Source organism: Mycobacterium heidelbergense (assembly GCF_010730745.1).
GTDB lineage: Bacteria > Actinomycetota > Actinomycetes > Mycobacteriales > Mycobacteriaceae > Mycobacterium > Mycobacterium heidelbergense.
This window is the reverse complement of sequence record NZ_AP022615.1, coordinates 1,841,705-1,854,109: the sequence shown is the minus strand read 5'-3', so window position 1 is coordinate 1,854,109 and position 12,405 is coordinate 1,841,705. Positions and strand designations below refer to the sequence as shown.

At 69.5% G+C, this 12,405-nt stretch carries 12 protein-coding genes and 2 pseudogenes; 12 read left to right on the top strand and 2 right to left on the bottom strand.

All coding sequences use genetic code 11. The annotated features are described in order from the left end of the window. Positions 1 to 65: 65 nt before the first annotated feature. Positions 66 to 743 carry a DUF427 domain-containing protein gene (locus tag G6N25_RS08745; protein ID WP_083076652.1) on the bottom strand — a complete coding sequence of 226 codons (678 nt, stop codon included), beginning with the start codon at positions 741 to 743 and terminating at the stop codon, positions 66 to 68. A gap of 264 nt (positions 744 to 1,007) precedes the next feature. Here G6N25_RS08745 and G6N25_RS24460 point away from each other — a divergent pair. The 12 genes and pseudogenes from G6N25_RS24460 to G6N25_RS08685 form a co-directional block, all read left to right on the top strand. After that, positions 1,008 to 1,861, top strand: a pseudogene (locus G6N25_RS24460) (PE family protein); the annotation flags it as partial. 520 nt (positions 1,862 to 2,381) lie between these two features. After that, positions 2,382 to 2,684, top strand: a complete 303-nt coding sequence (locus G6N25_RS08735; protein WP_083076698.1) for a type II toxin-antitoxin system TacA family antitoxin — start codon at positions 2,382 to 2,384, stop codon at positions 2,682 to 2,684. A 9-nt stretch (positions 2,685 to 2,693) separates the two neighbouring features. Further along, positions 2,694 to 3,227: a GNAT family N-acetyltransferase gene (locus tag G6N25_RS08730; protein ID WP_083076655.1), complete on the top strand. Its 534-nt coding sequence runs from the start codon at positions 2,694 to 2,696 to the stop codon at positions 3,225 to 3,227. Positions 3,228 to 3,260: 33 nt separating this feature from the next. After that, positions 3,261 to 4,430 carry a CaiB/BaiF CoA transferase family protein gene (locus tag G6N25_RS08725; RefSeq protein WP_083076659.1) on the top strand — a complete coding sequence of 390 codons (1,170 nt, stop codon included), beginning with the start codon at positions 3,261 to 3,263 and terminating at the stop codon, positions 4,428 to 4,430. Between the two features lie 133 nt (positions 4,431 to 4,563). Next, positions 4,564 to 5,112: a hypothetical protein gene (locus G6N25_RS08720; RefSeq protein WP_083076663.1), complete on the top strand. Its 549-nt coding sequence runs from the start codon at positions 4,564 to 4,566 to the stop codon at positions 5,110 to 5,112. Positions 5,113 to 5,115: 3 nt separating this feature from the next. Next, positions 5,116 to 5,820, top strand: coding sequence for an NIPSNAP family protein (locus G6N25_RS08715; protein WP_083076667.1), 705 nt, complete (start codon positions 5,116 to 5,118; stop codon positions 5,818 to 5,820). Then, positions 5,817 to 7,028, top strand: a complete 1,212-nt coding sequence (locus tag G6N25_RS08710) for a cytochrome P450 (RefSeq protein ID WP_083076671.1) — start codon at positions 5,817 to 5,819, stop codon at positions 7,026 to 7,028. The genes G6N25_RS08715 and G6N25_RS08710 overlap by 4 nt, the downstream gene beginning before the upstream one ends. Position 7,029: 1 nt before the next feature. Next, the gene (locus G6N25_RS08705; RefSeq protein WP_083076675.1) at positions 7,030 to 8,007 is read left to right on the top strand and encodes a zinc-binding dehydrogenase; all 978 of its coding nucleotides are present in this window, start codon (positions 7,030 to 7,032) and stop codon (positions 8,005 to 8,007) included. Positions 8,008 to 8,009: 2 nt separating this feature from the next. Then, positions 8,010 to 8,798 carry an HpcH/HpaI aldolase family protein gene (locus G6N25_RS08700; RefSeq protein WP_083076678.1) on the top strand — a complete coding sequence of 263 codons (789 nt, stop codon included), beginning with the start codon at positions 8,010 to 8,012 and terminating at the stop codon, positions 8,796 to 8,798. After that, complete coding sequence (locus G6N25_RS08695; protein WP_083076681.1) at positions 8,795 to 9,523, top strand: SDR family NAD(P)-dependent oxidoreductase; 729 nt, start codon at positions 8,795 to 8,797, stop codon at positions 9,521 to 9,523. Before G6N25_RS08700 ends, G6N25_RS08695 begins: the two co-directional genes overlap by 4 nt. Continuing rightward, positions 9,505 to 10,464: an alpha/beta hydrolase gene (locus G6N25_RS08690; protein ID WP_232065730.1), complete on the top strand. Its 960-nt coding sequence runs from the start codon at positions 9,505 to 9,507 to the stop codon at positions 10,462 to 10,464. The genes G6N25_RS08695 and G6N25_RS08690 overlap by 19 nt, the downstream gene beginning before the upstream one ends. Positions 10,465 to 10,498: 34 nt before the next feature. Then, positions 10,499 to 11,806, top strand: a complete 1,308-nt coding sequence (locus G6N25_RS08685; RefSeq protein ID WP_083076688.1) for a hydroxyacid-oxoacid transhydrogenase — start codon at positions 10,499 to 10,501, stop codon at positions 11,804 to 11,806. Positions 11,807 to 12,201: 395 nt separating this feature from the next. Here G6N25_RS08685 and G6N25_RS08680 read toward each other — a convergent pair. Further along, positions 12,202 to 12,371 (bottom strand): annotated as a pseudogene (locus G6N25_RS08680) (FAD-dependent oxidoreductase); the annotation flags it as partial. Positions 12,372 to 12,405 lie beyond the last annotated feature (34 nt).

Sequence of the window (12,405 nt, the reverse complement as noted above, 5' to 3'; positions counted from 1 at the left end):
CGCGAAAGTGCAACCACCGACGGTGGCAAGTCGGGAAATGCGTTGCCAGTCGCACTTTCGCGGCGCTAAACAGAAGGCAGCGCGGCCACCACATCCACACGGTCGTCGTCGAAGCTCAGGAAGCCTTGGATGGGAAGGCTTTCCGGCGGCGGGTCGTCGTAGCTCCAGGCGATGTCATCGACGACATGGCCGTCCACGGTGGCGGACCAATACGTGGCGAAGCCTTTGTAGTTGCAGTAGCTCGTTGTCCCCGAGCGTCGCAGCAGGTCGGTGCGCACGTGCGCCGGGTCGACGTAGAGCCGTGGCGCGAGCGCGGTCTCGAAGAGGATCACGGTGTCGTCGGTGTCCACCAACGTGGTGCCGGACACCGAGACGCGCAGGCGCCGCTTTGTCGGGCGGCAGTCGACGCGGTGATACGGGTTCGGCGGGTAGTGGACGAGTTCGCGGCCTTCCTCCAGCCAGGTGTCGACGGCGTCCCAAGGCACGTGGACGAAGCCGGGCGCCTCCGGTTCGGGTTCGGCCGGTAGGTCGCCGATCTCCTCGACGGGGAACACGTAACTCAGCGGGCGCCCCCGCCGGTGCACCATCAGCGCCCGCTCGGTATCGATCACCGCACGCCCGGCCCGGAACGCCTGCACGCGCCGCGGATGCGGCTCGACGTACACGACCTCGGCGGGTATCGCCGGGAAGAACCGCCCGGCCGGATCGGCGCCGAGCGGACCACGTCCGGCCACCAGGCTCATGGCTCCACCTCCGAAGGGCCGCAACGGTTTCCAGGCCGTTGAGCACTGACATGGAACGCCGGTCCGACACCGGTTCCGCTCTGCATTACAAATGCTCTGCATAGTGTAAATGGGGGAATGCGGGATTCCGCTAACAGGGGATTTCTTTGGCTGGCGTGCGCGTTTGGCGGAACGCTGAAATATCGGGTGGGAATCCGCGTATCTTCACGTCATCCGATCTGTCTCCGATTTGTCGATGTGTCGACGGCCCGGTGGGAGGAAGCGATGTCGTATCTGACGGCGGCTCCGGAGTTCCTGGCGCGAGCGGCAACGGATCTGTCTAACATCGGCTCGGAGCTGATCGCGGCGAACGCGGCGGCGACGGCCTCGACTACCGCAATGGTGCCTGCCGCCGGTGATGAGATATCGGCGGCCATCACGTCGGTAGTTTGCCGGCCACGGGCAGGCCTTTCAGGCGCTGAGTGCGCAGGCGTCGGCGTTTCACGCCCAGTTCGTGCAGGCGTTAAGCGGCGCGGGCGGCTCGTACGCGGCCGCTGAGGTGGCCAACGCCTCGCTGGTGCAGACCGCGGAGCAAGACGTTTTGGCGATGATCAATGCGCCCACCAATTTTTTGTTAGGGCGCCCGTTGATCGGTAACGGTGCCAATGGGACGGTAACCAACCCGAAACGGCGGGGCGGGTGGGTTGTTGTTCGGCAATGGCGGCAACGGCTTTTCGCAGACGGGCAGCACCGGTGTGGCCGGCGGCGCCGGTGGAGCCGCGGGGTTGATCGGCAACGGCGGTCTCGGCGGCGCCGGTGGGGCCGGCGCAGCTGGCGGGGCCGGCGGCAACGGCGGGTTCTTGTACGGAAACGGCGGCGCCGGCGCCGGTGGCGGGGCGGCCTCGCGGGCCGATGGCGTAACCGCCTTCACCGGCGGGACAGGCGGAGTCGGTGGGGCCGCGGGGTTGTGGGGCGCCGGCGGCAGCGGCGGACAGGGCGGCAACAGCGGACCCAACAGTGCGACCCTGTCCACCGGCCAGACCACACCCCTCGTACTGAACGGCGGCAATGGCGGCGACGGCGGGCGCGGCGGGTGGCTATACGGGCAGGGCGGGGCTGCCGGGCAAGGCGGGACCGGCAGCGGTCAGAGCCCCTCACTCGCGAGCCTCACCGTCGGATCGAGCTTCACGCTCCTCAACAACACCCCCGGAAGCGCTACCGTCTCCTTCCTGCTCGGGTCCAATGTCACTTCCGTGAGTCCGTCCGGTGCGGTGATGGCTACCGGCGGCACGGTCCCAGTGACGGTCACCTTCGCGGGCACCAATACCAGCGGCAACGTCTTGTTCGGACCCCTACCCCTCGGGACCGCGGGCCAGGCCGGCAACAATGGGGCCAACGGGTTGCTGTAGGGCCAAACACAGGGCGACCAGATCGGGCCCGCCCGGCGACGTTTCTCTGCCTGCCGCGAAAGTGCAACCACCGACGGTGGCTCTCGGGAAATGCGTTGCCAGTTGCACTTTCGCGGCGCTAAACAGAAGGCAGCGCGGCCACCACATCCGCACGGGCGTCGTCGAAGCTCAGGAAACGGACCGGACCCCAAGGTCGACCCCCGGGGCCGGATAGTATGTACATTGTATGTACTCAACCAGTGAGGCAATCATGGGCAACACCGACGCCGCCACCACCAAAACCGCTCGCGACCAGCGCTTGAATTTCCGAGTCAGCGCCCAGCAGCAGCAGCTGATACGTCAGGCCGCAGAAGCGACAGAAAGCACGGTTACGGACTTCATTCTGGACAGCGTCTTGGAGAGCGCCGAGCGGGTTCTTGCCGATCGCAGATGGTTCGTCGCCAGCGAAGAACAGTGGGCAAAGTTCCAGGCCCTGCTGGACGCTCCGCTAGAGCCGATGCCCAAACTTCATCGACTTCTGCAGCGCGAGAGTCCATTCGCCGAGCGCGATTGACCGCGACCGTTGACGGAAGGCGGCCAAGCAAAGCCGGGCGAGCCGGAGAAACTTGCCAAAGCTCACGATCGGACCGGCTTCGAGTCAGGTGCGGCCGAACTCGACGAGTGGCTCAAGAAGTACAGCTGGCAGAACCAACGCGCCAACAACGCGACCACCTACGTCAGTACCTTCGACGGTCGCGTTGTTGGCTACTACGCGATCACGGTCGCGGGCTACGCACGGGGCACTGCTCCCGAAGCGGTTGCAAAGAAGGCCCCCGAAACGGTCCCGTGCTTTCTGCTGGCCCGGCTGGCCGTCGATCTCGAATGGCAGGGCCGTGGCCTGGGCTGGGGTTTGTTGCGCGACGCGATGCGGCGAGTCCTCCTGTTATCGAGATCGGTGGCAGCGCCCGCCCTGTTGGTCCATGCTCGCGACGACACCGCTCGCGCGTTCTCTCTCCATCACGCCGAGTTCCTGGAATCACCGGTCGATCCGCTTCATCTTTTCTTGCCGATGAAGGCGATTGCCAGCTTCTTGTCGGCAGATCACGATTTCGCGTGACACAACCCCGCACTCGCCGGTAGAAATCCAGCCATGGCCGGACCGGTAGAAGGCATCAAAGTCGTCGAGCTCGGGGTGTGGGTCGCGGGACCGGCCGCCGGGGGCATCCTGGCCGACTGGGGCGCCGACGTCATCAAGATCGAGCCGCCGACAGGCGACCCGGGCCGCCTGTTCGGGCGGATGCTGGGATGCGATCTCGGGGTCAATCCGCCGTTCGAAATGGACAACCGGTCCAAACGCAGCATCGTCTTGGACCTCGCCACCGACGCCGGCCGCGACACCGCCTTCGAATTGCTTTCTGACGCAGACATTTTCGTGACCAATGTGCGCCCCGGCGCGCTGCAACGCCTCGGGCTGGACTACGAGTCCGTGTCCGCCCACAACCCGCGCCTGATCTACGGCCTGATCACCGGGTACGGGGAAACCGGGCCCGACGCCGACCGCGCCGCCTACGACGTGGCGGCGTTCTGGTCCCGCGCCGGCGTGGCCCACCTGCTGACGCGGCCCGGCGACACGCCGCCGTTCCAGCGCGGCGGCATGGGCGACCACTCGGCCGGCATGACCTTGGTCGCCGCCATTTGCGCGGCGCTGGTGGCCCGCGAACGCACCGGGACCGGTCAGCTGGTGACCACCTCGCTGTACCGCCAGGGCGCCTACACCGTGAGCTTCGACCTGAACACCTACCTGCTGACCGGCCTGCCGATCGCCATCGGGCAACGCGAGACGATGGGCAACCCGTGCATGAACAACTACGCCGCCGGCGACGGGCGCCGATTCTGGATCGTGGGCCTCGAAGGCGACCGGCACTGGCCCCCGCTGTGCCGCGCCGTCGGCCGTCCCGAATGGCTCGACGATCCTCGCTTCCGCGACGCGCGGTCCCGCGCCGCCAACGCGACGCAGCTCGTCGCCGAGTTGGACGCGATCTTCGCGACCCGCACGCTCGACGAATGGGCCCAGATCTTCGCGGGTGAACCGGATTTCTTCTGGTCGCCGGTCAACACGCTCGAGGACATCGTGGCCGACGAACAGTTCCACGCCGCAGGCGGCATCGTCGACGTGCCCGACGGACAAGCCGGCGTCGCGATGGTGGCCACGCCGGCGGATTTCCACGGCACGCCGTGGGGGCCGCGTTCCGTCGCGCCCCGACTGGGACAGCACACCGACGACGTGCTCGCCGAACTCGAGGCCCGGCGCGGCCGCTGACCGGCCGTGCGAAAGCCGGGCACCTTTACAAATTTTTCCTGAAGTGTCACGCTTTCCGGTGACAACCAGCCCATGACAAGCGCTGCAGGTAACGCCAACGCACCCCTCCGATGCGGCGGTGAGGAACGGATTGATGGTCACTCCAACCTTCGACATCAGCCAGAACGGCCGGGTTACCGCCGAACGAGTGGCCAGTGACTGTCTGCGGTATCGGCTGGACGTCGTCGCGGCCAGCGCCGCCGACGTCGTGGCGTCGGCCGGGGGCTGGCTCTACGACCGCGTGATGGCCGGCTGGGAGGTGACCGCGCTGCTACCGCACGGCTGCGACACCCGCGCGCTGCGGATCCTCGGGGTGCAGGCGCTGGACCCGGACGCGCAGTTCGCCCCGACGGGATCGACGGGTCACAGCCTGGCCGTCAGCGCCGAGGCATTCACCGCCGACGCGCGCGTGCGCGAGAAGGTGCTCGAGTCCCTGCACGATCGGTTGACCGAGGTGGCTCTGTGGGGTGACGGATGGCCCCTCGGGGTCGATCGCACGATGACCAGAACCCACCACGTGCTCAGCGCGGCGGCGCGCAGATTCAAGGGCCATGCGCTCGCCGCGGCCGGGATCGCTTGCGGCCCGGTCGATCCCACCGAGACGCTGATGTGCGACGCGGCGACCTGTTCGCGGCTCGACTAGCCCATGAAGAAGTACTACGGCCACACACTGCTCTACCTGCACGAGACGATTTCGCTGGGTTCCGGCCGAAGCGACCACTTCACCGAGGCGTTCACCGGGTCCTACCAGCCGATGATGGACGAGCTCGGCGCCCGGCTGTTCGCGATCTGGGAAACCACCCCGTACAACGGCCACTGGCCGCAGGTGACGATCGTCTGGGAGATCGACGGTTTCGCCGACTACGCCAGGATCGGCGCGGCCCGGGCGCCGGGCGGCAGCCACCACGCGGCTGCCGGTAAGTGGTCGGCGTTTCTGGCCGACATCGGCGCCTCGGGGGAGGGGCGCATCATGTACCCCGGGCCCAGCAACAAGACGCTGGCCCAGCTGCGCGAGGCCAATGTCACTGCGCCGCTGGTGATCCAGGAGATCATGCGGACCAAGCCGGGGCGCCAGGACGACTACATCCGCGAGCTGGAGCGCCTCTACGTCCCGTGGTCGGAACGCACCGGCAAGCGCTGGCTGGGCTCGTTCACCACGACCTTCCGTTATAACGAGGTCATCCACTACTGGGCGCTGGACGGCGGCTGGGAGTGCTTCGCCAATCACTACCCCTCGTGGAAGGAGAGCCCACCGGCCGAGATCGTCACCTGGATGAGCGTGGCGCCGGCCCTGCGCGACGGCTGGGAGGACTCCATTCTGCAGGCCCTACCGCCGTCGCCGCTGCAGTGAGCTTCTCCTACGACCCGTTCGACGCGACGGTGATGGCAAACCCGTTGCCGTACTACCGAATCCTGCGCGACCACCATCCTGTGTACTACATGCCGCGGTGGGACACCTTCGCGCTGTCCCGCTTCGACGACGTCTGGCGGGTGCTGGAAGTCAACGACGGCACGTTCGTCGCGTCGGAGGGGACGTTGCCCGCGGCATCCGTCTTGGCCAGGCACAACACCGGGCCCGTCGACGATCCGCCGTTGCACCCGTTGCCATTTCACGCCGTGTTCGACGCCGGCCTGTACGGCGAGATCCGGCGCGCGCACTCCGCGCCGCTGCGGCCCAGGGCGGTCGCCGGGCTGGAGGCCAGGATCCGCGCGCTGGCCAACGAGCGGCTCGACCTGCTGCTGCCGCGCGGCTCGTTCGACCTGACCCAGGACTATGGCGGCATCGTGGTGGCGTCCGTCGTGTGCGAATTGCTCGGCATCCCAACAGATCTGGCGCCCCAGGTGCTGGCCGCGGTCAACGCCGGCAGCCTCGCCGAGCCCGGCGTCGGCGTCGACACCGCCGAGGCGCGGCCCAACTATCTGGAATTCCTGGTGCCGGCGGTGCGGCGCCGCCGGGCCGAGCCGTCCGGGGCCGCGCTCGGCGTGGTCGACGGCCTGCTCGGCTACCGCCTGCCCGACGGCAGCGCCCTGTCCGACGTCGAGGTCGCCACCCAGATGCTGTGCATCTTCATCGGCGGCACCGAAACCGTGCCGAAGATCGTCGCCCACGGGCTGTGGGAGCTCAGCCGGCGGCCCGACCAGCTGGCCGAGGTGCGCGCCGACCCCGGCAACACCGTGCCGATCGCGCGCGAGGAGATGATCCGGTTCTGCGCGCCGGCCCAGTGGTTCGCGCGGACGGCGCGCAAACCCTTCACCATTCACGACGCAACGATCCGGCCCGGCCAGCGCATCATCACGCTGCTGGCCTCGGCCAACCGCGACGAGCGGGAGTACCCCGAGCCCGACGAGTTCGTCTGGAACCGGCCCATCCGCCGCTCGCTGGCCTTCGGCCGCGGCCAGCACTTCTGCATCGGCTACCACCTGGCCCGCCTGGAAATCGATGTGCTGCTGGCCGAATGGCTGCGCAGGGTGCCTGACTACGCGATCCGGGGCGAGGCCGCCACCCGGCTGCCGTCCAGCTTCCAATGGGGCTGGAACACGATCCCGGTGGAGGTCTGACGTGTGGTCCTACCGGATCGTCGCCCCGTACCTGTTCGAGCGCGCGTCGATCCCCGACAACACACCCGAGCATTTGGCCGACGGCCAAGTGCTGCTGCGGTTTTCGTCCGCTGGCGTGTGCGGCAGCGACCTGCCGGCCTTCCGCGGCGCGCGCGGCCGGCTGCCGGGGGACGACGGACGCAGCGCCGCCGGCAAGGACGGGTTCCCGATCCACGAAGTGGCCGGCGAGGTGATCGCCAGCCGGCATCCCGAACACCGCCCCGGCGATCGCGTGGTGGGCTGGGCGTCCGGGTTCGACGGTTTGATGGAACGCGTCATCAGCGACGGCGACGGGCTGGCGCCCTACGACCCGGCGCTGAGCCCGGCGGAGGCGATCGGCCTGCAACCGCTGGCGTGCGTGCTCTATGCGTGCGAGCAATTGCCGGACCTGGCCGGCCGGCACGTCGCGATCATCGGCCAGGGCTCGATCGGCCTGCTGTTCTCCTACGTCGCCAAGGCGGCCGGCGCCCGGCGCGTCACCGGGGTCGATCCCCTCGACCGGTCGGGTTGCGCCACGGCATTCGGGGTCGACGACGCGGTGCGCGCCACCAGCGACCGGTGGGTGAGCCACCTGGCCCCGGCCGATCGCGCCGACGTCGTCATCGAGGCCGTCGGCCACCAGGTGGCAACCCTGGGCCACGCCATCGAGGCCGCCGCCCCCGGCGGCACCGTCTTCTATTTCGGGGTTGCCGACGACGACGCCTACCCGATTAGTATGCGCCTCATGCTGCGCAACAACCTGACGCTGAAATCCGGTGTGACGCTGGACCGGCGGCGGGTGCTGGAACTCGCCGGCAAATTCGCCGCCGAGCACCCCGGCCTGCTCGGCGCCTACCTCACGCACGCCTTCGGCGTGCACGACGTTCGAGACGTGCAGGGCGCGTTCGAGCTGGCCTGCCGGCCGGTCCCCGAACGCGTCAAGATCGCGATCGCGGAGTGACGATGACGGACAGCAACCTGCGGCAGGCACTGAACCGGGCAACCCCGGCATGGGGCGGCTGGATCACCGGGCCGACGCTACTCGGTCCGGAGGAATTCGCCAGGGCCGGTTACGATTACGTGGGCTTCGATGCCCAGCACGGCTACCTCGACGACGCCGACATCGCCGGCATCCTGCGACGCCTCGAACACGTGCCGCTCGGCACCCTGGTGCGGCTGCCCAACGCCGACGCGGCGCCGATCGGGCGGGTGGCCGACGCCGGCGCCGACGCCGTGGCCGTCGCGATGATCGAGTCGGCCGACCAGGCCGCCGCGGCCGTGGCCGCCACCCGCTACCCGCCGGCGGGCATCCGCAGCTTCGGCCCGCTGCGCCCCGGCCTGGGTCTCGACCCGGCCGCCCTGGAGTCCCGGGTGAGCGTGTTCGCGATGATCGAGACGGCGGCGGCGCTGTGGGACATCGCCGCGATCTGCGGCGTCGATGGCCTGGCCGGAATCTACATCGGGCCGGCCGATCTGGCCATCTCGATGGGCGTCGACGCCGTCGGCGCGACCCAACACCCCGCGGTCCTGGACGCCATAACGCGAATCCACCGCGTGGCGACGAATGCCGGGCTGGTTACCGGCATTCACGCCGGGAACGGCAAGACCGGTTACGCCATGGCGCGGCTGGGATTTCGGATGATCACCCTGGCGGCCGAGGCGCAGGCGCTGCGGCGCGGAGCGGCCGAACACCTGCGCGAGGCGACCAGCGACGGCGCCTCCGACGACGAAACCGGGGCCCCGCTATCATGAGTCAACGCGTCGCGCTGGTGACCGGCGCAGCCGGCGGCCAGGGCTGGGCCATCGCCAAACGGCTACGCGCGGCGGGCTATTCGGTGGCCGCCTGCGACCGGCGGGCCGGCGAACTCGCCGCCGCGGTCGGCGAACTGGGTGACGATGGTGTGATTGCGGTCGAGCTCGACGTCACCTCCCCGGCGCACTGGGACGCGGCCGTCGAGCGGGTCGTCGACCGGTTCGGGGTGCTGAGCGCGCTGGTCAACAACGCCGGCGTGCTGCACCGGGCGTCGCTGGCCGACGAGACGGCCGAAGGCTTCGAAAGGGCCTGGCGCGTCAACTGTCTGGGCGCCTTCCTCGGCATGCGCGCGACGCTGGCCCGGCTGCGGGAGGCCGAACGCGCGTCGATCGTTAACATCTGCAGCACGGGAGCGATCCGCCCCTTCCCGCGGCACTGCGCCTACGGTTCGTCGAAGTGGGCGCTTCGGGGCCTGACCCAGACGGCGGCGGCCGAACTCGCCCCGTCCGGCATCCGCGTCAACGCTGTCTTCCCCGGACCGATCGCGACCCCGATGCTCGACGAGGCCACGCAGACGCGGCTGGCCGCGGCGTCGATGGTCGGCCGGATCGGCAGGCCGCGCGAGATCGCCGACGCCGTGACGTTCCTGGTCTCCGACGAGGCGTCGTTCATCACCGGCTCCGAACTGGTCGTCGACGGTGGGCAATGCCTACAGATCCGATGAACACCACCGGCGGTCTGGACGGTTTCGACCGGCTCGATCCCGCCCTGCGCGCGGTCGCGACGACGCGGACCGACTTCTCGCCGGCCTCGATCCGGCTCATCCGCGAACCGTTCAACCAGCGCCGGCGCGAAGCCGCCGAACAGGTTGATGCGCAAGGCATTCGGATCGTCGAGGACAACGCGGCGGCCGAATCCGGCGACGTGCCGGTGCGCGTCTATCACGGCGGCGAGTTCCCGGCCCCGGCGGTCGTCTATTGCCACGCCGGCGGGTTCGCGCTGGGAAACCTGGACACCGATCACCGGCAGTGCGTCGAACTCGCGCGCCGCGCCCGCTGCACGGTGGTGTCGGTCGACTACCGGCTGGCCCCGGAGCACCCGTATCCGGCCGCCCTCGACGACGCGGCCGCCGCGCTGCGCTGGACGGCGGCCCGCGCGGCCGACCTGGGCATCGATCCGGCGCGGCTGGCCGTGGCGGGCAGCAGCGCCGGCGCCACGCTGGCCGCCTGCCTGGCGCACGGCGCCGCCGACGGGTCGCTGCCGGCGGTCGCGTTCCAGCTGCTGCACCAACCGGTGCTCGACGACCGAGAAACCGCGTCGAAGGCGGAGTTCTGCACCAGCCCGGCCTTCGACAGCGAGGCGGCGGACCTGATGTGGCGCCACTACCTGGGCCCGGCACCCGGATCGGTGGCCGCCGTCCCGGCGCGCCGGGATCGATTGGGCGGCCTGCCGCACGCCCTGATCACCTGCGCGGAGATCGATCCCTTCCGCGACGAGGCGGTCGACTACGCGCTCCAGCTGCTTCGCGCCGGGGTCTCGGCCGAACTGCACGTGTTTCCGGGCACCTGCCACGGATTCGACACGCTGCTGCCCGACTGGCCCGTCTCCCAACGGTTGTTCGCGCTGCAGGGCGAGGCCCTGCGCCGCGCGTGGGACGGGGCCTGACCGGCGTCGAACGTCCGGCTCTACTGTGAGCAGCATGGCGTGCTGCGACCTTCCCATTGCCGCCGAGGACTGCGACCGAGCCTTCACCGTCGACGCGTCGCGGGTGACCTTCGGGCGCGGTTGCCTGGCGGAGGTGGGTGAGCGGGCCAGCGCCCTCGGGCTGCGGCGGGTGGCGTTGTTCTCCGACGCCGGCGTGGCCGGGCTGCCCATCTTCACGACGACGCGCGACTCGCTCGTCGCGGCCGGACTGGACGTCGCCACCTACACCGACGTTCACGTCGAGCCCACCGACGCCTCGTTTCTGGATGCGGCGCGTTTCGCTCGGGAGTTGAACCCCGACGGTTACGTATCGCTGGGCGGCGGCTCCGTCATCGACACGTGCAAGGCCGCCAACCTGTGCGCCACCCACCCGGCCGAGTTGCTGACCTATGTCAACGCGCCCATCGGCGAGGGCAAACCCGTGCCCGGCCCGCTCAAGCCGCACATCGCGTGCCCCACCACGGCGGGCACCGGCAGCGAGGTGACCGGCATCGCGATCTTCGACCTTCTGTCGCTGAAGGCGAAGACGGGCATCGCCTCCCACGCGCTGCGTCCCACCGAGGCGCTCGTCGACCCCGACTGCACCGCGAGCCTGCCCCCCGAGGTCGTCGCCTCGGCGGGGCTCGACGTGTTGTCCCACGCCTTGGAGTCCTACACCGCGCGACCCTACGTCCGGCGCCGCGCTCCGGAACGGCCCAGCCTGCGACCGATGAGCCAGGGCGCCAACCCGTGGAGCGACCTGGGCTGCCGCGAGGCGCTGCGCCTCCTGGGGCGGTTTTTGGAGCGCGCGGTGCACGACGCCTCCGACGACGAGGCGCGTGAGCAGATGATGTGGGCCGCAACGCTTGCGGGCATCGCGTTCGGCAACGCCGGCGTTCACGCGCCGCACGGCATGGCCTACGCGGTGGCGGGGCTGGTGCGCGACTTCCGCCCCTCGGGCTACCCCGCCGACGAGCCGCTCGTGCCGCACGGCATGGCCGTCATCCTCAACGCGCCGGCGTCGTTCCGGTTCACCGCGGAGGCAAGCCCGCAGCGGCACCTGGAGGGCGCGCGCCTGCTCGGCGCCGACACGCGGGGCGCCGGCGCGACGGACGCGGGCGAGGTGCTCGCGGGCGAACTCGTCCGCATCATGCGGGCGGTGCGCATGCCGAACGGCCTCGGCGGGGTGGGCTACACCGAGGACGACGTGGCGGCCCTGACGGCGGGCGCGTACCCGCAGCAGCGCCTATTGCAGAACGCTCCGCGAGAGATGAGCAAACCGGTTCTGGCGGACCTGTTTCGGCGAGCCATGCGCTACTGGTAGTCCGCTGAGCGCCCAGGCGATCCACCATGCCGACGCTCACCCGATGGGTCAAGCACAGGCACGTGGTGTAACAGGTCGCTCCATCGCGTGACCCTTCGGGGTGGAGTTTAGCTTGAGACCGGCGCTGCTCGAAACCGCATGCACGAGCCTAGGTTATTTGGCTCGCCGTTCGAGTTGCGGTGGCTCCCGCGCATGTTGTCGTGTTCGCGGATCACATTGTGAGCTGGTCAGCAAGTGGATAGGTGCGCCAGGTCTACCGCGATAGCCTCAGCGTGAATAGCGTGGCATCGTGGCGGATGTCGCTTGCTCGGCTGAGCCGAACCAGCGGGTGAGCGCTCCGCGTAGCGGACCGGCATCGGCCGGTCTTGCGTTGTCGGCGGCTCTTAGGCGTTCATGGGCTGTGGAGCGCCGGGTCCGCCCCCGAACTCGTGGTAGAGCCCACGCATGTCAAGGATCCGATCACCTGCCCGATGACGCTGTTCGCCTTGAGCTCACTGCTCGGCTCGGCGAGCCGATCCAACACGATCGGACGCACACCGGCGAGCGCAAGTTCATGCGCGACCATCAACCCGTTCGGTCCGGCACCGGAAACAACACGT